Genomic DNA, 23,469 nt, shown 5'->3' on the forward strand with positions numbered 1-23,469 from the left:
GGGGCTTTTTTATTTATTTGAAGTTTTGCAATTGCTGTTGTTATAAAAAAAGTCTTGCAATTGTAATAATTCCGTAATAAAATTCTATTTAAATATAAGAATTATCAAACAAAAAATAAAAAGTGGAATTTTTTTCTGAGAAAAATTTTATAGAATAACCGTTTAGGGGGATTCACATTGAGTAATCAACCACTATTACAAATTCAAAATCTCCGTACTTCCTTTCGAATCGGAGACGATTATTTTGCAGCAGTTGATGATGTCTCGTTGACAGTTAATGAGAATGAAGTGGTTGCAATTGTGGGAGAATCAGGATGCGGAAAAAGTGCATTGGCTATGTCTATTATGGGATTGCATCCACAAGAAAGAACAAAGCTTGAAGGAAAGATCAATTTCAAAGGAAAAAATTTACTATCTCTTTCCACTAATGAGATGAATAAGGTTAGAGGAAAAGAAATTGGGATGATTTTCCAAGATCCGCTAACTGCCCTTAATCCATTAATGACCTGTGGAAAACAAATAGAAGAGAGTATGACGGTACATACCAATATGTCCAGTGAAGCAAAAAGGAAACGTACAATTGAGCTTTTGAAAAAAGTAGGAATACCGAATCCGGAACGAACTTATAAACAATATCCTCATGAGTTATCCGGTGGTATGCGTCAGCGTGTAGTAATTGCGATCGCAGTTGCCTGTGATCCGCTGCTGGTCATTGCCGATGAGCCTACCACTGCTTTGGATGTAACTATCCAGGCACAAATTATGGATTTACTGAAGGATCTGCAAAACCAGACTAAAACCGGGATCATCCTTATCACCCACGACCTTGGTGTTGTCGCAGAAATGGCCGATCGTGTTGCCGTCATGTATGCCGGGGAAATAGTCGAAATAGCAGATGTTCATACTTTGTTTAAAAATCCATTACATCCTTATACAAGGTCTCTATTCAATTCTATTCCATCATCGACATCAACCAAAGATCGACTGCATGTGATTCAAGGAATTGTTCCTTCCCTAAAAAATTTGCCAAGATCAGGGTGCCGATTTAAAGATCGTATTAAATGGATTGGCGACAAGGAACATGAAGTAAACCCACTATTGCGCGAAGTTAGTCCAAATCATTATGTAAGATGTACATGTTATAAAAATTTCCACTTTTCAGATGAAGATGTAGGAGATATGAACTATGGCATTTCTTAAAGTGAACAATCTAAAAGTCTATTATCCAATCCGCGGTGGTTTTTTTCGAAGAGTAGTAGCCCATGTAAAAGCAGTTGATGACATCAGCTTTGAATTAAATCAGGGAGAAACCTATGGCCTCGTTGGCGAATCGGGCTGCGGCAAAACCACAACCGGCAGAACGATTATGGGACTGATCAAAGCTACTTCCGGGGAAGTTCTATTTGAAAACCAGGATCTTTTAAAGATGAATCGCCGTGATTTCAATCAGCATCGCAAGGACATTCAAATGATCTTTCAAGATCCCTATTCTTCTTTAAATCCAAGGAAACGGGTACTGGATATTGTTGCTGAACCTCTACGCAACTTTGAAAGACTATCTCCGGCAGAAGAAAAGAAAAAAGTGCAGTTTTATTTAGAAAAAGTAGGTTTAAACCCCGAAGCTATCTATAATTATCCGCATGAATTTTCCGGCGGGCAAAGGCAGAGAATTGGTATCGCTCGAGCTTTAACATTAAAGCCAAAGCTGATCATTGCTGATGAACCCGTTTCGGCTCTTGACGTCTCCGTACAGGCTCAAGTGTTAAATTTTATGCAGGATATTCAGAAAGAGTTCAATTTAACCTATCTTTTCATAAGTCATGATTTAGGCATTATTCAGCATATGTGTGACCGTATTGGAATCATGTACCGCGGTCAGTTTGTCGAGGAAGGCACGAGCCGGGATATTTATACGAATCCACAGCATATCTATACAAAGAGATTAATCTCGGCGATCCCGGATATAAATCCCGAAAACAGGGAAAATCAAATGAAATTACGCCAGGAAATTAATTCTGAATATAAAAATTCCTATGATAAATATTTTAATGCTGAGGGAAAAGTATATAATCTTAAACCAATATCGGATACACATTTAGTCGCATTACCGTAGAGAGGGGATTATAATATGTTGAAATTTATACTGCGCAGAATCTTGGTTATGATCCCTCAGCTGTTTATTTTAAGTATTCTAATTTTTCTTTTAGCAAAAGCGATGCCTGGCGATGCCTTAACAGGTCAGCTGGCAAGCAACCCGAAAATGGATGCCCAAACACTACATGAATTGAAACAAAAACTCGGCATGTATGATCCGTATTATGTTCAATATGCAAGATGGATTAAAGGGCTGCTTCACGGTAATTTAGGAATGTCGATCATCCATCAAACACCAGTAACTTCATTAATAGCCGGTAAAATGTGGAATACCGTTTTATTAGGTGCAGCTGTTTTAATCCTTAGCTATCTGATTGCCATCCCGCTTGGAATCATTGGGGGCAGATGGACAGATACATGGGCCGATAAAATGATTGTTGGCTACAATTATTTAACCTATGCAACTCCACTGTTTATTTTTGCCTTGTTGATGTTATTTATTTTCGGTTTTGTGCTTGGATGGTTTCCAACAAGCGGCAGTGTTGATATCCGTGTTGAAAATGGCACCTTTGCTTACTATATGAGCAAGCTAAATCACCTGATTTTACCAGCATTGTCCGGTGCGATTGTCAGTACAACGGTTACCATTCAGTATCTACGTAATGAAATTATTGATACGAAGATTAAAGATTTTGTTAAAACGGCAAGAGCTAAAGGTGTTAGTGAATCTAAAGTTTATACGCGCCATATTTTTAGAAACTCGTTATTGCCGATTGCTGCTTTTCTTGGCTACGATATTGTATCGTTAATTGGCGGCTCCGTCTTTTTGGAATCTATTTATGGATATCCAGGAATTGGACAGTTGTTCCTCACCTCCATTATGCAACGCGATTTTAGTGTTGTTACTGCACTGGTCATGATATCTGGTTTAGCGACATTAATCGGTACTTTGCTGTCAGATATCATATTAAGTGCGGTTGATCCACGAATCAGGATTGAATAGCAAACGAGGAGGGGACAAAAATGAAAGCTGAACTAACAGATCAAAAGCAGCCAAAAGTTAAAAAGCAGAAGAAGCAACATGGCGTACTTTCGATAATGTGGCGGGAGATTGTCAAAGATAAATTGGCGTTAGGAGCGTTAATTCTATTAGGACTTATCCTGATTATCGTTTATGGAGTATCCCTCCTGTTAGATCAGGATAAAATTGTCACAGTTGATTTTCTCTCCATTTATTCACCGCCATCAGCTGAACACTGGCTGGGAACAGATTATGGCGGCAGGGATATTTTAGGTCAGTTGATCATCGGTGCGAAAAATTCCTTTACGATTGGGTTATGTATTACCTTGTTGACAGGATTAATCGGACTTACCGTCGGTTTAATTGCAGGTTATTTTGGCGGCCGCACCGACAATATTATCATGCGGATCATCGACTTTTTCCTAATTTTGCCAACATTAATGTTAATCATCGTTTTTGTTACGATTGCACCTAAATATAATGTATTTTATTTTATTCTGATTATGAGTTTATTCTTATGGACGGGTAAGGCGCGGTTAATCAGGTCGAAAACTCTGGCAGAAAGAGAACTGGATTATGTCAGTGCCTCGAAAACGCTTGGCACGCCAGATTGGAAAATCATCATCCGCGAAGTGCTGCCAAACCTTAGTTCGATTATTATTGTAAACTTAACTTTAAATTTGGCAGGAAATATTGGGATTGAATCCGGTTTAACCTATCTGGGATTTGGGTTACCGGAAAGTACACCAAGTTTAGGAACACTTGTCAGCTATGCAACTAATCCGGATGTACTGGAAAACAAGTGGTGGATATGGTTACCTGCATCATTGCTGATTTTAGTCATGATGTTGTGTATAAATTATATTGGCCAAGCGTTAAAACGTGCGGCTGATGCAAGACAAAGACTAGGATAAAAGAAGGGGGAAAGTATTGATGAAGAAAAAGCATCTGTTTAAGTTCTTCAGTCTCTTGGTTGTTTTAGGCCTGCTGTTATCAGCATGTTCTTCTAACTCATCAGGCGGCAAAAAGGACGGCAAAAAGTCAACAACATCAACTGAAAAAGCAAAAGAAGACATCGGGCAGTTCCCGAAGGAAGTGAAAAATGATAACAAAGTAGTAGAGGATGGAACCTTGAATTATGGGTTAGTTTATGATACTCCATTTGAGGGTACATTAAACTATGCATTCTATCAAGGGGATGAAGATGCCAAGGTTTTGCAATTCTTTGATATCCCATTGTTTACTATTAATGAGGACTACGAAATGACCAATGATGGCCCGGCCACATATGAATTATCCAAGGATCATAAAACGATCACAGTAAAAATCAAAGATAATGTCAATTGGTCTGATGGCAAGCCTGTAACGGCTGAAGACTATGAATATTCATTTCTGGTTATCGGTAATAAAGATTACACCGGTGTCCGCTATGGAGATGCTCTCATGCAAAGCATCGTGGGGATGAAAGAATACCATGCCGGTAAAGCGAAAAGAATTTCCGGTATCAAAATTATTGATGACAAGACACTTTCAATTACGTTTGAAAAAGCAAATCCAGCCTTGTTAACGGGCCTTTGGTCATATGCAATGCCTAAGCATTACTTAGGGGATGTTCCGATTAAAGACTTGGCCAAATCTGATAAAATCCACAAAAAACCAATTGGTTTCGGACCATTTAAGATTAAAAAGATTGTTCCAGGGGAATCAGTTGAGTTTGAACGCAACGATGACTTCTATGCCGGCAAACCAAAGTTAAAAAGCATTGTGTTAAAAGTAGTGAACCCAAAGGTTATTCTCCAAGCAATGAAGAAGGGTGAAGTGGATGTTGCCGAATTCCCAACAGACCAATATGCGGCAGCAAAGGGTTCGAAAAATTTCCAATTCATTGGAAAAATCGATTTAGCTTACAACTATATCGGCTTTAAACTTGGCCACTGGGATGCAAAAAAAGGCGAAAACGTGATGGATAATCCGAAATTCCAAGACAAACGCCTGCGCCAAGCAATGGCATATGCTTTAGATAATAAAACGGTTGGTGAAAAGCTATATCACGGGCTTCGTTTCCCAGCTACATCTTTAATTCCGCCTTCCTTCCCAAGCTGGTATGATGAAAATGCCAATGGTGCTACTTATGATCCGGAAAAGGCGAAGAAATTATTAGATGAAGCAGGCTATAAGGACGTAGATAAGGACGGCCTTCGTGAAGATCCAAAAGGCAAGAAGTTCAAAATTAACTTCCTATCTATGAGTGGCGGCGATATTGCCGAGCCGCTTGCTAAATTCTATATCCAATGCTGGAAAGATGTTGGTTTAGATGTACAGCTGGTTGATGGCCGTTTGGCTGAATTTAACTCATTCTACAAAATGGTTCAAGAAGATAACCCTAAAGTGGATGTTTTTGCCGCTGCATGGGGAACTGGTACAGATGTGGACCCTTATGGATTATATGGCAGAGATGCCAACTTTAACTATTCCCGCTTTGTAAGCGAGAAGAACGATCAATTATTAGCTGATGGTCATTCAGAACAAGCATTTGACCATAACTATCGTAAGAAAGTATACGATGAGTGGCAAGCCTATATGAATGATGAGATGCCGGTTATTCCAACATTGTTCCGTTCAATTATTTATTCTGTAAACAATCGGGTAACAGGTCTTAATGCTGATCATGAGATTGACGCACTTGGCTGGTTTAATGTTGGTGTAACAAGCGAAACACCTGAAGTTAATTAATCATTAAGAAGAGATGGTCACCATGATCATCTCTTTTTTGCCTTGAAACGATTCCGATTATAGTAACTGGTTCAATTTTACCGGAAATTATATCAAGAGGAATATTTTAACTCCCCTCTGCCCATACTTAGTGACAAATAGTTACTTGAAGTGAGGGGTTGTTTGATGTTGTATCTCCATGATGTATGGGTAAATTGGTTTGAAGGGGAAGAGAATGGTTATAATGTCTGCCATTTCCATGAATGGCGCAAAGAAGATGGTGTTGAACTGCTGGATCAAGTACCACTGCTAAAAGTTGAAGCAGATCTTTTCCACTATATTGAGAATGATCTGGCAGAATTACCACAGCAGCTATTAGATGATATTTATCAAAAAGCTTATCTTCGAAAAAATCATGAAAGAGTTCAACTGGATTATTGTTTTATTGTGACGGACGGTGTCGGTATTTTAGCTGTCGATACGATTGGTTACAATATTCCGATTCGGAAAAGCCGGTTAATCCCGAGGCAGGAACAGCTGGTTTATGAAATGATTGCAACTCATGAAACAAAGAAATATTCATTTTATCAGCAGCAAAAACAGAAAAACTTTCATATTTTATCGCCGGAACCGGAACTCATGCGCGGGTTAACAAGAAAAGAGAGACAATTAAAGCAATTATTATTTATGGCACTTGATCAATTGTTCTCATCAAATAATGAGGCAGAAGTGCGGTATTGGTTTACGGAATGGTGTCCAGAGCGTTATTCCCACATCCAAGCAATGAATTTTGCAGAGGCCTGGGATCAGCTTTTTGAGGAAATCAAATACGGCTGGTCTGAAAAACACGAAATCTTTTGTGAAAACATTATTAAAGGACAGCCATTTTTCGAAAAGCTTTGGGAAATGGAGCAGGGTTCAAAAGTAAACTAAAAGCCTGAGTCAAAAGGTATGCTCCATACCTTTTGAGATCAGGCTTTTTTTTAACGTTTCTTTCTTCCAAGACCGATGGCATTTTCCATTTTTTTAAGTGTTTTATTGGCCACAGCCTTGGCCTTTTCAGCGCCACGATCCAATATTTCATCCAGCTCACTAGAATCTACAAGCTGATAGTATCTATCCTGAATAGGTTTTAAATAGTTTACCACAATCTCTGCCAAATCAGCTTTAAAATCACCGTAGCCTTTTCCTGTATACATTTCTTCAATTTCTGCAATTGGTTTATCTCCCAAAATAGAATAAATCGAAAGTAAATTGGAAACACCAGGTTTATTTTCTACATCATATTTAATAATTCCCTCAGAATCGGTAACAGCACTTTTAATTTTCTTGATAATTTGATTTGGTTCATCCAACAGCGAAATAAATGCCTTTTGATTCGGATCGGATTTACTCATTTTTTTCGTTGGCTCTTGCAGCGACATGATCCGGGCACCAACTTTTGGCAGGCTGATGTCAGGAATTGTGAGGACATTATTATATTTTTTATTAAATCTTTCAGCAAGGTCCCGGGTTAATTCCATATGCTGCTTTTGATCTTCACCAACGGGAACAAGGTCAGCATTATAAAGTAATATATCTGCGGCCATTAATGGCGGGTATGTTAATAAACTGGCAGAAACCGCCTCTTTTCCGGCAGATTTATCTTTAAATTGGGTCATTCGTTCCAATTCACCAATATAAGAAATGCATTGCATAATCCAGCCGGCCTGAGCATGTGCCGGTACCTCTGACTGAATGAATAAGGTTGCTTTCTCCGGGTCCAGGCCAACCGCAAGATACAAAGCCGCTAAACTGCGGATATTTTTCCTGAGTGTTTGCGGATCCTGCGGAACTGTAATCGCATGCTGATCAACGATACAAAAAAAGCAATTAAAATCTTCCTGCAGCTCAACGAATTGTTTCAGAGCACCAATATAGTTGCCAAGCGTAATGGTTCCGCTCGGCTGAATTCCTGAAAAGATTGTTTTCATCCTCTGTTTCCTCCTAAAGAAATATAAAAAGCCATTCATCCCGTTCATCTAGGGACGAATGGCTCGCGGTACCACCCTAATTACTCGAAATTCGAGTCGCTTTGTCCTACATTACTGTAGGATCCTTGTAACGTAAGGAACACGTCTTCACCTACTGCCTTCTTCATGTGCAGGGTTCAGCAAAGCAGCTCAAAAGTCCATTCCGCATCCCAAACATGTTTGTTTCCACCAGCCACAAACTCTCTACGATGTTGGCAAATACGTACTCCTCTTTATCATCGCTATTATTTCAAAAATATAATTGGTTCTATTATAAATGAAGCACATATTTAATTTCAAGTGGATAAAAATTATTGTTGAACGAGCAAAGGAAATGGTATATTGAAATAGCAATTATAGGGAAGATTTTAATGGATAACAGCATAAAAGGAAAAAATCCAAGTTTTTGTAAACGCTACCAATCTCTCCTTTTGTTTGCTGTGTATGAGGGAATAATCGCTTTGAAACGTTGATTTATAGGGAATTTTCCGAATTTTCAATTGGCGAATTTAATATAGTATGGGGATTTTTGTAAATCTCCTTAACAATTTAACTGCTGCATCCCAAATTAATTTTCAAAAAGTAATGTACAAAAAATTTTAAAATATGTATAATAGGGAATGTAATATATTTTCAGAAAATAGAAAAGGGAGGTCTACTAGTGAAAAAATCAAAACTTTCACTGCTATTAGTACTATCGCTTGTGCTAAGCATGTTCTTGGCAGCATGTTCCGGCAAGGACAACTCTACTGGCGATAAAAACAAAAAAGGAGATTCTGGTAAGAAGACATCACAAGTTCTTAATATTAATATTAAGACCGAGCCGTTTTCCTTACATCCAGGACTGGCTAATGATTCCACTTCAGGCGGTGTTATTAGACAAACATTTGAAGGCTTAACACGTATTGATAAAGATGGTAAGCCACAGCCTGCTGCAGCAGAAAACATCACCACTTCAAAAGATCTAAAAACCTACACATTTAAACTTCGCGATGCTAAATGGTCTAATGGTGATCCGGTTACTGCAGAGGACTTCGTATATGCTTGGAAATGGGCAATTGATCCAAAAAATAAGTCACAATATGCATATCAATTGTACTACATCAAGAATGGTGAAGCGATCAACACAGGTAAAGCAAAAGTCGATACACTAGGTGTAAAGGCTGTTGATGATAAAACATTGGAAGTTACGTTGCAAAACCCAACTCCATATTTCCTAGAATTAACGGCTTTCTATACTTACTCACCAATTAACAGCAAGATTGCTAAAGCAAATCCAAATTGGTACAAAGATGCCGGTGATCAATACACATCGAACGGTCCATTTAAAATGGTTGAATGGAAGCATAACAGTAAGATCGTGCTTGAAAAGAACGAAAACTACTGGGATGCCAATACTGTTAAGTTAACAAAAATTAATATGGACATGATCAACGACAACAATACAGAATTAAATATGTTTAAAAATGGTGAGCTCGATTGGGCTGGTATGCCGCTTGGACAGCTGCCTAATGATCTTCTGCCACAATTAAAGAAAGATGGTTCGCTCCATACTCAACCAATCGCAGGTACCTATTGGTATAAGTTTAATACTGAAAAGCCGCCATTAAATAATGTTAATATCCGCAAAGCACTTTCTTATGCAATTAACCGTAAGGCAATTGTTGAGAATGTAGCCCAAGGTGGGCAAATTCCAGCAATGGCTGCTGTACCGCCAACCATGATTAAAGAAAATGAACAAGGATATTTCAAGGATAATGATGTAGCAAAAGCAAAAGAATATTTAGCTAAAGGCTTAAAAGAACTTGGCTTAAGCGATGCTTCCAAGCTGCCGACCATTACGCTATCTTATAACACTGATGAAGGACATCAAAAGATTGCTCAAGCAGTTCAAGATATGTGGAAAAAAGAACTCGGTATCAATGTAAAACTTGAAAACGAAGAATGGAAAGTTTACATTACGAAGCTTCATACTGGAGATTATCAAATTGGCCGTATGGGCTGGTTAGGTGACTTTAACGATCCAATTAACTTCCTAGAATTGTTCCGCGACAAAAAGGGCGGAAACAATGATACAAACTGGGAAAATCCGGAATTCAAGAAATTATTAAATGCTTCGCAAACAGAAGCAGATCCTGCAAAACGTTTACAATTGTTAAAAGATGCCGAAGCCATCTTTATGGATGAAATGCCGGTTGCACCAGTATATTTCTACACAAATACTTGGGTTCAAGATGAAAACTTAAAGGATGTCGTTATTTCTGGTCTTGGCGACGTACAATTTAAGTGGGCTCATTTTGAATAATCTAATGGCCAAATTGTAAAGTTAGAACAAAGGTATATGGGAAATTTCCCGTATACCTTCGTTTCTTTCTTGGTTCTATTAGCAAATTATGGAGGTGTGCCATTTGGTAAAATATATTAGCAAACGTTTGCTGTATATGGTGCTGTCTTTATTTCTCATCATTACTGCAACGTTTTTCCTTATGAGGATTGCACCAGGAAACCCATTTACATCTGAAAAAAAGTTACCTCCGGAAATTGAGGCCAGCCTAAATGCACATTATGGTCTGAACAAACCTTGGTATGCTCAATATGGAGATTATTTAGTCAGGATTGCGCAATGGGATTTTGGTCCGTCTTTTAAATATGAATCACGAACCGTTAATGACCTAATTAATGACGGCTTTCCGGTTTCCTTAGCTCTAGGGGCTGAAGCGATTCTATTTGCGGTTGCAATTGGGATTCTGTTAGGGGTTATTGCGGCCTTACGGCATAATAAATGGCAGGATTATACAGCGATGATTATTGCCGTTTTCGGGATATCAGTTCCTTCCTTTATCATGGCAACATTTTTACAATATATATTTGCAATCAAATTGGGTTTGCTCCCCGTTGCCCGTTGGGATAATTTCTCTAACACAATTTTGCCGGCATTAGCCCTTGGAGCAACGCCTATGGCATTTATTGCCCGCTTAACGCGCTCTAGCATGCTGGAGGTCTTAAGCAATGATTATATTAAAACGGCGAAAGCAAAGGGATTGAGCCGTGGAGCAATGATAATGAAGCATACAATACGAAATGCCCTAATGCCGGTGGTTTCCTATATGGGTCCATTGTCTGCCGGTATTATTACGGGAAGTTTTGTTATTGAAAAAATATTTGGTATTCCAGGATTAGGCTCACACTTTGTTTTAAGTATTTCTAACCGGGATTATACAGTAATTATGGGCGTTACAGTATTTTATAGTATCTTATTATTGGTGTCCATTCTCCTTGTCGATATTGCCTATGGACTCATTGATCCGCGCATTAAACTGGCTGGCGGGAAGAAAGGAGAATAATGAATGGAGCAAATTGCTAAAGAAAAATTCCAAGTTGTTGGTGCAAAAGCATCTGATGCGGAAAAAATATCAAAGCCGAGTCTTTCCTTTTGGAAGGATGTAAGAATTCGTTTTCGAAAAAACAAGCTTGCTATGTTTGGGATTATTATTCTGATTCTCCTAATCATCATGGCAATCTTTGGACCATATATGACAAAATTTGATTATGCGACGAACGACTTAATGAATACCAATAAGGAGCCTTCCGGAACCCACTGGTTTGGGACCGATGACTTAGGGCGTGATATGTTTGCCCGGACTTGGCAAGGGGCGCGTATTTCATTGCTGATTGGTGTGATGGCCGCTTTAATTGACTTTGTTATCGGCGTAACCTGGGGTGGAATTGCCGGTTTCAAGGGCGGTCGCGTTGATGAATTTATGATGCGGATTGCTGATATTTTATATGGTGTTCCGTATTTACTGCTGGTAATCTTGTTTATGGTTGTATTAGGAGCAAATTTAACCACCATGATCTTAGCGATGACGATTACCGGATGGATTAATATGGCAAGGATCGTTCGCGGTGAGGTATTATCACTCAAGAACCAGGAATATGTGCTGGCCGCAAAAACCCTTGGGGCAAGTGTCACAAGGATTATGGCACGTCACTTAATCCCTAATGCAATGGGCTCGATATTGGTTACGATGACGTTAACAATCCCAAACGCCATTTTTACTGAAGCTTTTTTAAGTTTCCTTGGTCTTGGGTTAACACCACCATTAGCCAGTTGGGGAACGATGGCCAATGACGGTTTAGCAGCGATTCAATATTATCCGTGGCGATTATTCTTCCCGGCAGTACTGATTGCATTGACAATTTTTGCCTTTAACGTTATAGGTGATGGATTGCGCGATGCGTTAGATCCACGGTTACGGAATAAGGAGTGAGAACATGGAAAAGATACTCGAAGTAAAAGATTTAAAAGTCTCATTCCATGTGTATGGAGGAGAAGTCCAAGCTGTCCGCGGTGTAAGCTTTGATCTTTTTAAAGGCGAAACTTTAGCGATCGTAGGAGAATCTGGGTCGGGAAAATCCGTTTTGAATCAAACGATTATGAAATTGATTCCAATGCCTCCTGGTAAAATTACCGGTGGTCAGATTTTATTCCATGGTGAGGATATTGTTCATAAATCAGATAAGGAAATGGAAAAAATTCGTGGAAAAGATATTAGTATGATTTTCCAAGATCCGATGACATCATTAAATCCAACCATGAAGGTCGGACATCAGATCATGGAGGTTCTACACAAACATCAAAATATGAAGTCCTCACAAGCAAAAGAAAGAGCAATTGAATTGCTTCGACTTGTTGGGATTCCGATGCCGGAGAAACGAGTGAATCAATACCCGCATGAATTTTCCGGAGGTATGAGGCAACGGGCCATGATTGCGATTGCGCTTGCCGCAAATCCAAGCCTGCTCATTGCTGATGAACCAACAACAGCGCTCGATGTTACCATTCAAGCACAGATTTTGGAGTTAATGAAAGATTTACAGAAGAAAATGGACACGTCAATTATCTTTATTACTCACGACTTGGGAGTCGTCGCCAATGTGGCCGACCGTGTCGCGGTTATGTATGCAGGTCAAATCGTCGAGATTGGCACAGTTGATGAAATTTTTTACGACCCACGCCATCCATATACTTGGGGATTATTAGCATCAATGCCAAGTTTGGACAGTGACCATAAGGCGGAGCTCGCTGCTATTCCGGGTACGCCGCCGGATTTAACAAATCCGCCAAAAGGGGATGCCTTTGCTCCAAGAAATCAATATGCATTAGCAATCGATTTTGAGCAAGAGCCACCGATGTTCCAAGTTTCGGAAACCCATTTTGCCAAGACCTGGCTGTTGCATCCAGATGCTCCTAAAGTAGAACCGCCGGAAGCAGTAAAGCTGAAGATGCGGAAATTATCCTCTACCTTTGAAAAACCGATCCTTGTGAAGGAGGGGAAATAAATGGCGGAAAAACTTCTGGAAATTAAACATTTAAAGCAATATTTTAATATTGGCCGTCCCAATCAGGTAAAAGCAGTAGACGATGTCACTTTTGATATTTATAAGGGTGAAACTTTGGGGCTTGTTGGTGAATCCGGCTGCGGGAAATCTACAACCGGACGGACGATTATTCGCTTATACGATGCTACTGGGGGACAAGTTCTATTTAACGGAGAAAATGTCCATGGGAGAAAGTCAAAAGCAGAATTAAAAAAATTTAACCGCAAGATGCAAATGATCTTCCAGGATCCATACGCATCATTAAATCCAAGAATGACCGTGGCAGACATTATTGCCGAGGGTATTGATATCCATGGACTGGCTAAAAGCAAGAAAGAGCGGATGGAACGAGTCTATGAGCTGCTTGAAACTGTTGGTCTTAATAAAGAGCATGCCAATCGTTATCCGCACGAATTCTCCGGTGGTCAAAGACAAAGAATTGGTATTGCCAGAGCTCTGGCAGTTGAACCTGAATTTATTATAGCCGATGAACCAATCTCTGCCTTGGACGTTTCGATTCAAGCTCAGGTTGTCAACTTAATGAAACGGTTGCAGCGTGAAAAAGGGCTCACATATTTGTTTATCGCTCATGATTTATCAATGGTTAAATACATCAGTGACCGGATTGGAGTCATGTATTTCGGAAAGCTGGTGGAATTGGCTCCAGCTGATGATCTTTATCAAAATGCCATGCATCCATATACTAAATCACTGTTGTCGGCCATACCACTTCCGGACCCTGAATCCGAAAGAACACGGCGGCGGATCATGTATGATCCAAGCTCTCATCATTATGAAGAAAACGAAAAAGTGGAAATGCGTGAAATTGCACCTGGACATTTAGTATACTGTTCTGAAAAAGAATTTGAACAATATAAAGCTCAATATAAATGAAAACTTGCCGATTGGAGAGTCCGTTAAGGCGGTTCATAAGGCAAAGTTGAAATTTATTGCGACATTGGAAAGCATAAAATCGGGTGGAAATTTTATCCTATTCCTAATAGCTATAAAATAAGACGGTCCTTATTCAAGACCGTTTTATTTTATACAATTTAAGGGTTTTTAAATATTTCGAGAATTATTGACAATATTGTAGTAAAACGGGAGAATAAAAAGGTAGCAAAATATAGCAAAAAAGTTAGGCAAGGTGGGACAAGGATGAGAATTATTCAACAAGCTATTTTTATTTTCTTATTGATCATCCTTCTTGCTGCCATACCCTCAATTCTCATAGTAAACCCTTATGAGCTAAATATTTACTTAGATTTTAGCCAGCTTGGACATTTATATGGTCAGTTTATGAAGGAGCTTGCCAGCGGAAGTTTAGGAACATATCAGCTTGGAGATCAGGTAAGATTCATTTCAGCAGATATTAAGAGCAATTTTCTAATCAGCTTGTTTACATTATTAATTGGGGTACTGTCGGCCGTAGTAATAGGGTTATTATTTGGGATTTTTTTAAGCCGCTTTATCGTAACGCGATTTTTTAATATGCTGTTAAATATTTTATCCACCATACCTGATTTTATTTTAATAGTGTTTTCATTAGTATTGGCAATAAAAATTTATGAAGTTTCTGGTGTCAGAGTAATTTCTTTAAGACCTGATGGCGGAGCGCTGAATATATGGTATCCGATGGTATTAACGGCAATAGCACCAACTCTTTATATGTTTAAATTACTGGCCGTACAATACTATCAGACAAGTGGAGAAGATTATATCCGTACGGCGGTTTCTAAAGGAATGCGTGTAAATTACATAAACTTTCAACATGTTTATAAAAACATTGAACCGTTTATTATTGCGGATCTAACAAAAGTGGTTTCCTTGGCAATTGGTAACCTCTTCATTATTGAATATCTGCTAAACGTCCCTGGAATAACGAAATTTATATTTCAAAGCAATCAGTTTCAACCCATTACTATCGGTCTTTTTTCTATGCTGTTGATTTCGTTAATCGTTTATTTTTCTATTAGATTAGTACTTTATATTTTTAAACGAGGATTTATTTATGAATAGATTATTTTCTATTAATTATTCATTATATACAGGTATATTATTGACAGCTATTCTTATTTTTCTTGCGATATTTGGACCCTCAATGGCCCCGCATACGCTGACGGAGACACTAAGAACAAGCTATGAAAATGGAACAATCTTGGCACCGCCGCTTCCACCTTTTACGTCAAAGGAGTTCCTGCTGGGGACAGACCGTTCGGGATATGACATATTGTCGATGATTCTATACGGAATACGCTACACACTTTTTATCTCGTTCGCTGTGACGCTTATCAAAATGACAACAGGATCGCTTATTGGTTTATATGTCGGGACTTGGAAGAAAACACCGCAATTGCTTGAAGCATTTGAAAACGCCTGGAGTTATGTACCGCTCTTTCTTATCTTGTATTTCTTTCTTGGCCCAATCACTTTTGCTGAAAATGCCGATCCTAATGTTCTAGTTTTCTACTTTATTATCGTTGCATCCATCGTTAGTATCCCAAGTATTGTATCTTCGGTTCGAAAAAAGTCGAAAGAAATCTCAACATCAACTTTCATTGAAGCTGCCCGGCTTTTAGGGGCAAATCGCCATCGCCTTGTGTGGAGGCATATTTTTCCGCAGCTAAAGGAATCTCTCTTGGTGATGTTTATCTTAGAAATTGTCCAGGTAATTGCGCTGATGGGACAGCTTGCCTTAATGAACATCTTTATTGGTGGCACCATTTACAGACGCGATTCACAAATTTATCTATCCATTACGAAAGAAATCTCCGGGTTAGTAGGTGCTGCCCGGGGAAATATTTACAGCGATACAACTTATATTTTATACATACCATTGATATTGTTATTAATCATCACCAGCTCCTTTAGCTTGTTGGCTAATGGTTTAAAAAATCGCTTTCAGTCAACATATCAACGAACACCATGGGTCAAAACTGGGTTTGAGCCAAGGGTAAGACCTGTTAGAAAGGTTATGAAAAAAAGTGAATAGGAAAAAGAAAAAGGACAAAATCGTTTGGATTTTGTCCTTTAGCTTATTTTTTCTTTCCGCCAACCGCTTTCCAGCCGGTTTGGAAGCGGGCGTTTTGATCAACATATTCACTGCGGTGTTTACCGCCAAATAGTCTATTCCCCAGCCCATTTGTGATGTCACCCATAAATGCAGTAATTCCGATAATTAATAAGGCGACCACTATTAAATCAGTTATATAAGCAGCCATTGCAGTCCCTCCATTTATTCTCGTCAGTTGCTCTACAATTTATTGACTAAGTCCATACTCTTATTTTAAAAGAACTTGCTCTTTATTGAAAGAGAAAAGTTTTTTAGTTTTAAACAGATTGAAGGCGTTTTCATTTTGGGATTTTAATTGAGAATAGGTTTGCAGCCGTGTTTAATTGTATTTAACAATGAGGTAAAAAGAAGTTTTCAAATGGAAGGCCTAACAAGGACCCTCAAAAAATGTTGATTAAGAAACGAACATTATAGAAAGATTGGTCAATAAACATAAAAATTTTTACGATAAAGTTAGAAAAAAAGTGAAACTTTTGCGTTAAATATTCGTTAAATATAATGTAATGATTGAACCTCATTCATCTGCTAGTTTGTGAATATTTTTTGAAAAAAAGATACCCTTTTCTGAAACAGTGGTGTATAATAAATAATATAAATTACTTATTTAAAATGATTTTAATTAACTTATTGCTTATAATGGATTGTAAATAAAAGAGGAGTGTGAAGACGATATGGTAACATTATACACTTCACCTAGTTGTACATCGTGTCGAAAAGCAAAATCTTGGCTGGAAGAGCATGAAATTCCATACAAAGAAAGAAATATTTTCTCCGAACCTTTATCAATGGAAGAAATTAAAGAGATTCTCCGCATGACGGAGGATGGGACCGATGAGATTATTTCAACCAGATCAAAAACATTCCAAAAATTAAACATTAATTTGGATTCGATGCCGCTCCAAGATTTATTTAAATTGATTAAAGAAAACCCTGGCCTATTAAGACGTCCGATTATTATCGATGAAAAGCGCCTGCAGGTTGGATACAATGAAGATGAAATTCGCCGGTTCCTGCCTAGAAAGGTTAGGACATATCAATTACGTGAAGCACAACGGATGGTAAATTAATTCATCAAGCCTTCTTTATAAAAGAAGGCTGTTTTTAGTTTGTAGTTTCTCTTTTTTTTTGCTAAAATGTATAGAATATCTATAATTGATATTTCTTCAGAAAGGGCAGCAAATAGGCTAATTAATCGTTTTTATCTATTTTGATTTTTTATTTCCCTTAAAAGCGATTTTGTCATAAAATGAAAGTACAGGGGTATTAATTTTTTCGAAGGGGAATGCCCCTATTGGAATAACCCTCTTTGCGGGAGTATATACTAATAAGCATTATCTGCCTGGGGGTTTTGTCCCTTCAATTTGGATGATGGAGGGGGAGAGGTAAAGATGGAAATTGAACGGATCAATGAATATACGGTAAAATTTTATATTTCCTATGTTGATATAGAAGAAAGAGGTTTTGACCGCGAGGAAATTTGGTATAATCGCGAACGAAGCGAAGAACTCTTTTGGGAAATGATGGATGAAGTACATGAGGAAGAGGAGTTCTCTGTTGAAGGACCACTGTGGATTCAAGTTCAAGCGCTTGATAAAGGGTTGGAAATACTTGTAACAAAGGCTCAGCTTTCAAAGGATGGTCAAAAGTTTGAACTGCCTATTCCAAATGGCAAAATGAAAGACTTTCCTGCAGATGATAAAATTGAAGAATTATTGGAGCAGCATTTTAGTCCCGGTTATTCTGAAGATGACTTTGCGATGGATGATACGTTGGAATTCATCATTGCCTTTAGAGACTTTGAGGATCTAATAAGCTTAAGCTCGCGGCCAGGCTTAGACAGTTTGGTGACGAAGCTGTTCCATTTTGAAGGCAACTACTATCTATATGTCGATTTTCCGGAGGATCAATTTGAGGAAGAAGAAATCGACGATATTTTAAGCGTCCTTTTGGAATATGGGTATGAAACTCAGCTTACGATTCATCGAATTCAAGAATATGGGAAAGAAATAATTGCTGACAATGTTTTTGCTGAGTTACGTAAATATTTTAGTTAATGAAAGTGCCGATTTCAGTGTTTGAAATCGGTATTTTAAATATTTTATAAATATACAGTTTTTTGGTAGGTGAGGGCATGAAAAACACAGTAAGGGTAATCCTTTTTTTGGTAGCACTATCCATACTATTGTTTTTCTTTCGGGACCGGTTGGAGAGTGGAATTTTAGGATTTCTAAGCGTCTTAATCTCGTTGTCGGTGATTTTTATTGGTTTTGTCATCTTTTTAGAAAACCGGCACCCATCCCAAACGATTACTTGGCTCGTCGTGCTTGGCAGTTTTCCCCTTGTTGGATTTATTTTTTATCTCCTTTTTGGTCGGAATTACCGTAAAGAAAAAATGTTTCGCAAAAAATATTTTCTTGATAAACAGGCCTTTCTGACTGTGGAAGGGGAAGAAGACCCGAGAAGTGAAGAGAAAAGAGCTTTAATGGGGGAACATCATGGGCAGTTATTTACTCTAGCCCAGAAGCTGGGAAATAGTCCAATTTCCTTCGACACGGCTACAAAGGTATTAACAAATGGTGAAGAAACGTTTCAGCATATTATCCAACAATTGAAAAGGGCGAGACATCATATCCATCTTGAATATTATATCGTCCGTCATGATCATATCGGTCAGGAAATAAAAAATATTTTAATTGAAAAAGCCAGCCAAGGGGTCAAAGTGCGTTTTATGTTTGATGCGGTTGGTTCCTGGCAGCTTTCAAAGGCCTACATAAATGAACTAAAAAATGCCGGTGTTGAGACGGTTCCCTTTGGTCCTGTTCGATTGCCATTTTTAAATAATAAATTTAATTTTCGTAACCATCGGAAGATTATTGTTATCGACGGTACGGTCGGTTTTGTCGGCGGATTAAATATCGGCGACGAATATTTAGGGAGAGATAAAGAAATTGGTTTTTGGCGGGATACACATCTAATGCTGAGAGGAGAGGCCGTTAGAAGCTTGCAGCTTATTTTTCTCCAAGATTGGTATTATATGACGAATCACAGTTTTTTAACGGCTGAATATTTATCACCGCAAATCGATCATGAAAGTCATGGTGGGGTTCAATTGATTGCCGGAGGACCCGATAATGAATGGAGTGTCATAAAGAACATCTTTTTCTCGATGATTGCTTCCGCGAAGGAATCGGTTTGGATTGCTTCTCCTTATTTTATTCCTGATGAGGATATTTTCTCCGCTTTAAAAGTGGCAGCATTAAGTGGAATTGATGTCAGGCTCCTTGTGCCAAACCGTCCGGATAAACGAATTGTTTTTCATGCCTCACGATCGTATTTCCCGGAGATGCTAGAGGCTGGGGTGAAAATTTATGAATACGAGCGCGGCTTTATGCATAGTAAAATCGTGATTGTTGATAATGAGCTGGCATCAATTGGAACTTCTAATATGGATATGCGGAGCTTCCATTTAAATTTTGAGGTCAATGCCTTTTTATTTCGAACCAAAAGTACGGAAAAGCTTGTTCAAGAATATATAAATGACCTAAAATACTCAAAACAAATAGATTTAAAAACCTTCGAGCAGCGACATATAGGCTTTCGTTTGCTGGAATCAACTGCACGGCTGCTTTCACCGCTTCTCTAAAAACCTGTCAATTATTTTGATGGGTTTTTTTCAATGGCAGGGATTTTGTTGACTTTTGTCGAATTGCTTAAACAGAAAGGAGGAAGTTGTATTTGTTAACCGCACGTACCAAAACGGGTAAAATTATTTGCCTTGGAAATGAATACAAGAAGGAAACATTATTGGCATTCCGAAATCAAGAGGAGTTTATCTGTCCGGTTTGTGGTGAGGCTGTTATCCTAAAATTAGGCGAACAGCGAATTTTTCACTTTGCTCATAAACGCGGGGGAAGTTGCCTGGAATTTTCTGAGGGGGAAACCGAAAACCATCTAAAGGGCAAACTGCAGCTATATCGCTGGTTAGTTTCACAGAATATCCCGGCAATTTTAGAGTATTATGATCGTGAAATTGCCCAGCGGCCTGACATCATGTTCAAGTTTCAAGGACAAAGGTATGCCTTAGAATTTCAATGCTCCCCAATACCCGAACGCATTTTTATCAAACGAACCAGAACATATCGCGATAATGGCTATGAACCGCTTTGGATCCTCTCACATCAGCATCTTCATTTTAAAAAGAGGAATGTCCTTTCTTTATCGAATTTTCACTATTTATTTTTACGGACTGCCAAGACTGGAAAGTTTTATCTTCCTTCCTATTGTCCTGATGAGCGGCTTTTTCACCTCGCGGATTCGATTATTCCCTACTCTGTAAAGCAGGCCTTTGTCCAACACTCGATTTATCCCATTGAGAAACTAACCTTATCTTCCCTGCTGAATCCCCCGACTGCATTTAAGAAACTGTGGTTACCGGGCTGGGAAAGAGAGTTGGAAAAATTTAAAATGCAATGGAGCTTACATCCAAGGGCAAATACAAATCATTTTTTACGAGAAATCTATTCCCAAAATATGAATCTGTTTTTATTACCTGCAGAGATTGGCCTCCCTGTCCCGCATTCACTCTTCATTCAAACCTCAGCAATCGTTTGGCAAACTTATATACTTCTTGATGTTCTAAAAGAAAAAAAGCCCGGAGATCTCTTGAAGCTTAACGAAATAAGAGGAAAACTAAATAGAAGAATTGCGAGGAAGAATATCATGATTCGTCATTTGCCTCAGCTTGATTCGGTAGATTATATGGTACCGGTGAAGGAATATCTTTATGTCCTGGAACGATTCGGGATTTTACTGCAACAAGATATTGACAGCTTCCAGCTGCTGCACACAATAATCATTCCTAGGTCAAATCGCGAGAAGGAAGAGTTGAGGTCAGCCTTTTATCAAAAAGTGATGACATTTTCACAAAACAATAAATGAAAATGAAGCAATGGGCATAATATGAAAGGATGAATCATTTTTTCTTCCAATAAAAAGAGGAAAAAAGACGTAAAAAACAGAATATATGTAATTGGAATACATTTCGAATTCCGAATTATTTTTGAATGGAGGATGAACGATGGCCAATGAATCTAATGTAAAATCACTGCCGTCAAGAAATGAACTTCCTGTTGAAGAGACATGGAGATTGGAGGACATTTTTGCAAGCGACGAGGAATGGGAGAAAGAATACCAAGCAGTAAAGGGTCTCATTCCGTCAATTAAAGACTTTGAGGGCAAATTAGCTGAAAGTGCCGATACACTTTACAAAGCCCTTCAGGTTGAGGATCAATTGCTTGAAAGAATCGGCAAGCTATATACATATTCACATATGCGATATGATCAGGATACGACTAACTCCTTTTATCAAGGATTGGATGATCGGATGAAAAATCTCTATTCCCAGGTTGGCAGTGCGCTGGCCTTTATTGTTCCGGAGATTCTTTCGATTGACGAGGACAAATTAAAAGGCTTTTTGAATGAAAAACAGGAGTTAAAACTATATGAGCATGCCATTGAGGAAATTAATCTGCAGCGGCCTCATGTGCTAAGTGCCGAGCAGGAAGCGCTATTAGCTGAAGCAGGAGAAGTGATGGATGCCTCAAGCAATACATTTGGGACATTGAATAATGCCGATCTACAATTCCCTTCCATTAAAGATGAGAACGGTGAAGAAGTAGAAGTCACCCACGGCCGCTATATACGCTTTCTGGAAAGCAGCGACCGCCGGGTAAGGCATGATGCGTTTAAAGCGGTTTACAAGACGTATGGTGATTTCAAAAACACATTTGCCAGTACATTAAGCGGCAATGTGAAAAAGAATAATTTCAATGCCCGCGTAAGAAAATATCAGTCAGCAAGACATGCAGCGCTTTCGGCCAATAATATTCCCGAAAGTGTCTATGATAACCTAGTCAATACGGTGAATAAAAATCTCTCTTTATTGCATCGCTATGTAAAGCTGCGTAAAAAAGTATTAGGAATAAACGAGCTTCATATGTACGATTTATATACACCGTTAGTAAAAGATGTAAAAATGGAGATTACGTATGACGAGGCAAAGGATATTGTTCTTAAAGGTTTGGCGCCGTTAGGCGAGGATTATGCCAAGGTGCTGAAAGAGGGGTTTGAAAACCGCTGGGTCGATGTCCATGAAAATAAAGGGAAGCGAAGCGGTGCCTATTCTTCAGGTGCATATGGAACCAATCCATATATTTTGTTGAACTGGCAGGATAACGTCAATAATTTGTTCACCTTAGCTCATGAATTCGGCCACTCAGTTCATAGCTACTATACAAGGAAATCGCAGCCATATCCGTATGGAAATTATTCGATCTTCGTTGCTGAAGTCGCTTCTACATGTAACGAGGCATTGCTTAATGATTTTTTATTAAAAACGATGGAGGATGACGGAAAGCGGATTTATCTGTTAAACCATTATTTAGAAGGTTTCCGTGGCACTGTCTTCCGCCAAACAATGTTTGCTGAATTTGAGCATTTAATTCATCAAAAAGCACAGAATAACGAAGCGTTAACAGCCGATGCTTTAACAGAAATCTACTATGATTTAAATAAAAAGTATTTTGGGGACGAGATTGTGATTGATGAGGAAATCGGACTTGAATGGGCGAGAATTCCGCATTTTTATTACAATTATTATGTCTACCAATATGCTACTGGATTTAGCGCGGCGACAGCCTTAAGCAAGCAAATTTTAGAAGAAGGCGAATCGGCGGTGAAACGGTATATCAATTTCTTAAGTGCCGGAAGCTCCGATTATCCGATTGAAGTCTTGAAGAAAGCCGGAGTCGATATGACCAGTGCAGCTCCAATCCAAGATGCCCTTCAGGTGTTTGAAGAAAAACTTGCTGAGCTGGAACAGTTATTAACAGAGAAATAAACCAAAGGGCCGGGTGTGAGCTATTATCCCGGCCCCTTCGTTAAAACCCCCTAAATCGTTTACTGTTGTTCAGGGACATGATTAATATGAATATCGATAGAAATAACAGGGGGACACTGATAACCAAAGAGAAAACTTTCAACAGAGCCAGCAGGTGAAGAAAAAAGGCAATAACAAAAAATAGAATCATGATAACATAAGGTACCTTCTTCAAGGCTGAAATGCCACCTTTTAAATGATTTTATAACTGTTTATTATCATGTCTATTGTCCATCTC

21 protein-coding genes and 1 other annotated feature are annotated in these 23,469 nt (G+C 38.6%); of the genes, 18 read left to right on the forward strand and 3 right to left on the reverse strand.

Annotated elements, in window-relative coordinates; genetic code table 11:
* The first annotated feature begins 177 nt into the window (after positions 1 to 177).
* The 6 genes from JK635_RS09185 to JK635_RS09210 all read left to right on the forward strand — a co-directional run bounded on the left by JK635_RS09185 (position 178) and on the right by JK635_RS09210 (position 6,760).
* Positions 178 to 1,200: an ABC transporter ATP-binding protein gene (locus JK635_RS09185; protein WP_202653661.1), complete on the forward strand. Its 1,023-nt coding sequence runs from the start codon at positions 178 to 180 to the stop codon at positions 1,198 to 1,200.
* Positions 1,187 to 2,113 (forward strand): ABC transporter ATP-binding protein, encoded by a 927-nt coding sequence (locus tag JK635_RS09190; RefSeq protein ID WP_202653662.1) that lies wholly within the window; start codon positions 1,187 to 1,189, stop codon positions 2,111 to 2,113. The genes JK635_RS09185 and JK635_RS09190 overlap by 14 nt, the downstream gene beginning before the upstream one ends.
* Before the next feature lie 15 nt (positions 2,114 to 2,128).
* The gene (opp4B, locus tag JK635_RS09195) at positions 2,129 to 3,097 is read left to right on the forward strand and encodes an oligopeptide ABC transporter permease (protein WP_202653663.1); all 969 of its coding nucleotides are present in this window, start codon (positions 2,129 to 2,131) and stop codon (positions 3,095 to 3,097) included.
* A 20-nt stretch (positions 3,098 to 3,117) separates the two neighbouring features.
* Entirely contained in the window at positions 3,118 to 4,029 is a 912-nt protein-coding gene (locus tag JK635_RS09200; protein WP_202653664.1) for an ABC transporter permease, read from the forward strand.
* Positions 4,030 to 4,048: 19 nt separating this feature from the next.
* Complete coding sequence (opp4A, locus tag JK635_RS09205) at positions 4,049 to 5,848, forward strand: oligopeptide ABC transporter substrate-binding protein (RefSeq protein WP_202653665.1); 1,800 nt, start codon at positions 4,049 to 4,051, stop codon at positions 5,846 to 5,848.
* A gap of 165 nt (positions 5,849 to 6,013) precedes the next feature.
* Positions 6,014 to 6,760: a YjbA family protein gene (locus tag JK635_RS09210; protein ID WP_202653666.1), complete on the forward strand. Its 747-nt coding sequence runs from the start codon at positions 6,014 to 6,016 to the stop codon at positions 6,758 to 6,760.
* 50 nt (positions 6,761 to 6,810) lie between these two features.
* On the opposite strand, the gene trpS is transcribed toward JK635_RS09210, so the two are convergent.
* A complete protein-coding gene (gene trpS, locus JK635_RS09215; protein ID WP_202653667.1) occupies positions 6,811 to 7,800 on the reverse strand; it encodes a tryptophan--tRNA ligase in 990 nt (329 codons plus the stop codon).
* Positions 7,801 to 7,847: 47 nt separating this feature from the next.
* Positions 7,848 to 8,088 (reverse strand) — a binding site (T-box leader).
* 463 nt (positions 8,089 to 8,551) lie between these two features.
* Between trpS and JK635_RS09220 the strand changes: the two genes are divergently transcribed.
* The 7 genes from JK635_RS09220 (at position 8,552) to JK635_RS09250 (ending at position 16,213) form a co-directional block, all read left to right on the forward strand.
* The gene (locus tag JK635_RS09220; protein ID WP_235888044.1) at positions 8,552 to 10,144 is read left to right on the forward strand and encodes a peptide ABC transporter substrate-binding protein; all 1,593 of its coding nucleotides are present in this window, start codon (positions 8,552 to 8,554) and stop codon (positions 10,142 to 10,144) included.
* Positions 10,145 to 10,247: 103 nt separating this feature from the next.
* The gene (locus tag JK635_RS09225) at positions 10,248 to 11,183 is read left to right on the forward strand and encodes an ABC transporter permease (protein ID WP_202653669.1); all 936 of its coding nucleotides are present in this window, start codon (positions 10,248 to 10,250) and stop codon (positions 11,181 to 11,183) included.
* Positions 11,184 to 11,186: 3 nt separating this feature from the next.
* Entirely contained in the window at positions 11,187 to 12,110 is a 924-nt protein-coding gene (locus JK635_RS09230; RefSeq protein WP_202653670.1) for an ABC transporter permease, read from the forward strand.
* Positions 12,111 to 12,114: 4 nt separating this feature from the next.
* Positions 12,115 to 13,182, forward strand: coding sequence for an ABC transporter ATP-binding protein (locus tag JK635_RS09235; protein WP_202653671.1), 1,068 nt, complete (start codon positions 12,115 to 12,117; stop codon positions 13,180 to 13,182).
* Positions 13,183 to 14,115, forward strand: a complete 933-nt coding sequence (locus JK635_RS09240) for an ABC transporter ATP-binding protein (protein WP_202653672.1) — start codon at positions 13,183 to 13,185, stop codon at positions 14,113 to 14,115. It begins immediately after the preceding gene.
* 264 nt (positions 14,116 to 14,379) lie between these two features.
* Positions 14,380 to 15,240, forward strand: a complete 861-nt coding sequence (locus tag JK635_RS09245; protein ID WP_202653673.1) for an ABC transporter permease subunit — start codon at positions 14,380 to 14,382, stop codon at positions 15,238 to 15,240.
* Positions 15,233 to 16,213, forward strand: coding sequence for an ABC transporter permease (locus JK635_RS09250; RefSeq protein ID WP_202653674.1), 981 nt, complete (start codon positions 15,233 to 15,235; stop codon positions 16,211 to 16,213). Before JK635_RS09245 ends, JK635_RS09250 begins: the two co-directional genes overlap by 8 nt.
* Positions 16,214 to 16,256: 43 nt before the next feature.
* Here JK635_RS09250 and JK635_RS09255 read toward each other — a convergent pair whose 3' ends face one another.
* Positions 16,257 to 16,442: a hypothetical protein gene (locus JK635_RS09255; protein WP_202653675.1), complete on the reverse strand. Its 186-nt coding sequence runs from the start codon at positions 16,440 to 16,442 to the stop codon at positions 16,257 to 16,259.
* Between the two features lie 523 nt (positions 16,443 to 16,965).
* Here JK635_RS09255 and spxA point away from each other — a divergent pair.
* The 5 genes from spxA (at position 16,966) to pepF (ending at position 23,192) form a co-directional block, all read left to right on the forward strand.
* Positions 16,966 to 17,361, forward strand: coding sequence for a transcriptional regulator SpxA (gene spxA, locus JK635_RS09260; RefSeq protein ID WP_202653676.1), 396 nt, complete (start codon positions 16,966 to 16,968; stop codon positions 17,359 to 17,361).
* A gap of 321 nt (positions 17,362 to 17,682) precedes the next feature.
* Complete coding sequence (gene mecA / locus JK635_RS09265) at positions 17,683 to 18,348, forward strand: adaptor protein MecA (RefSeq protein ID WP_202653677.1); 666 nt, start codon at positions 17,683 to 17,685, stop codon at positions 18,346 to 18,348.
* A 77-nt stretch (positions 18,349 to 18,425) separates the two neighbouring features.
* Complete coding sequence (gene cls, locus JK635_RS09270) at positions 18,426 to 19,937, forward strand: cardiolipin synthase (protein ID WP_202653678.1); 1,512 nt, start codon at positions 18,426 to 18,428, stop codon at positions 19,935 to 19,937.
* Positions 19,938 to 20,029: 92 nt separating this feature from the next.
* The gene (locus JK635_RS09275; RefSeq protein WP_202653679.1) at positions 20,030 to 21,232 is read left to right on the forward strand and encodes a competence protein CoiA; all 1,203 of its coding nucleotides are present in this window, start codon (positions 20,030 to 20,032) and stop codon (positions 21,230 to 21,232) included.
* 139 nt (positions 21,233 to 21,371) lie between these two features.
* Positions 21,372 to 23,192, forward strand: coding sequence for an oligoendopeptidase F (pepF, locus tag JK635_RS09280; protein ID WP_202653680.1), 1,821 nt, complete (start codon positions 21,372 to 21,374; stop codon positions 23,190 to 23,192).
* Between the two features lie 40 nt (positions 23,193 to 23,232).
* On the opposite strand, the gene JK635_RS28365 is transcribed toward pepF, so the two are convergent.
* Positions 23,233 to 23,382 carry a hypothetical protein gene (locus JK635_RS28365; protein WP_498043864.1) on the reverse strand — a complete coding sequence of 50 codons (150 nt, stop codon included), beginning with the start codon at positions 23,380 to 23,382 and terminating at the stop codon, positions 23,233 to 23,235.
* Between the last annotated feature and the right edge of the window lie 87 nt (positions 23,383 to 23,469).

This window comes from Neobacillus paridis (assembly GCF_016765675.1).
In the GTDB taxonomy this organism is placed as follows: domain Bacteria; phylum Bacillota; class Bacilli; order Bacillales; family Cytobacillaceae; genus Neobacillus; species Neobacillus paridis.

What these genes read in the sequence shown, in the direction of transcription:
- JK635_RS09190 (WP_202653662.1), top strand. Translation starts at nt 1,187, where the DNA reads ATGGCATTTCTTAAAGTGAACAATCTAAAAGTCTATTATCCAATCCGC.
- opp4B (WP_202653663.1), top strand. Translation starts at nt 2,129, where the DNA reads ATGTTGAAATTTATACTGCGCAGAATCTTGGTTATGATCCCTCAGCTG.
- JK635_RS09200 (WP_202653664.1), top strand. Translation starts at nt 3,118, where the DNA reads ATGAAAGCTGAACTAACAGATCAAAAGCAGCCAAAAGTTAAAAAGCAG.
- opp4A (WP_202653665.1), top strand. Translation starts at nt 4,049, where the DNA reads ATGAAGAAAAAGCATCTGTTTAAGTTCTTCAGTCTCTTGGTTGTTTTA.
- JK635_RS09210 (WP_202653666.1), top strand. Translation starts at nt 6,014, where the DNA reads ATGTTGTATCTCCATGATGTATGGGTAAATTGGTTTGAAGGGGAAGAG.
- trpS (WP_202653667.1), bottom strand. Translation starts at nt 7,800, where the DNA reads ATGAAAACAATCTTTTCAGGAATTCAGCCGAGCGGAACCATTACGCTT.
- JK635_RS09220 (WP_235888044.1), top strand. Translation starts at nt 8,552, where the DNA reads ATGTTCTTGGCAGCATGTTCCGGCAAGGACAACTCTACTGGCGATAAA.
- JK635_RS09230 (WP_202653670.1), top strand. Translation starts at nt 11,187, where the DNA reads ATGGAGCAAATTGCTAAAGAAAAATTCCAAGTTGTTGGTGCAAAAGCA.
- JK635_RS09235 (WP_202653671.1), top strand. Translation starts at nt 12,115, where the DNA reads ATGGAAAAGATACTCGAAGTAAAAGATTTAAAAGTCTCATTCCATGTG.
- JK635_RS09240 (WP_202653672.1), top strand. Translation starts at nt 13,183, where the DNA reads ATGGCGGAAAAACTTCTGGAAATTAAACATTTAAAGCAATATTTTAAT.
- JK635_RS09245 (WP_202653673.1), top strand. Translation starts at nt 14,380, where the DNA reads ATGAGAATTATTCAACAAGCTATTTTTATTTTCTTATTGATCATCCTT.
- JK635_RS09250 (WP_202653674.1), top strand. Translation starts at nt 15,233, where the DNA reads ATGAATAGATTATTTTCTATTAATTATTCATTATATACAGGTATATTA.
- JK635_RS09255 (WP_202653675.1), bottom strand. Translation starts at nt 16,442, where the DNA reads ATGGCTGCTTATATAACTGATTTAATAGTGGTCGCCTTATTAATTATC.
- spxA (WP_202653676.1), top strand. Translation starts at nt 16,966, where the DNA reads ATGGTAACATTATACACTTCACCTAGTTGTACATCGTGTCGAAAAGCA.
- mecA (WP_202653677.1), top strand. Translation starts at nt 17,683, where the DNA reads ATGGAAATTGAACGGATCAATGAATATACGGTAAAATTTTATATTTCC.
- cls (WP_202653678.1), top strand. Translation starts at nt 18,426, where the DNA reads ATGAAAAACACAGTAAGGGTAATCCTTTTTTTGGTAGCACTATCCATA.
- pepF (WP_202653680.1), top strand. Translation starts at nt 21,372, where the DNA reads ATGGCCAATGAATCTAATGTAAAATCACTGCCGTCAAGAAATGAACTT.
- JK635_RS28365 (WP_498043864.1), bottom strand. Translation starts at nt 23,382, where the DNA reads ATGATTCTATTTTTTGTTATTGCCTTTTTTCTTCACCTGCTGGCTCTG.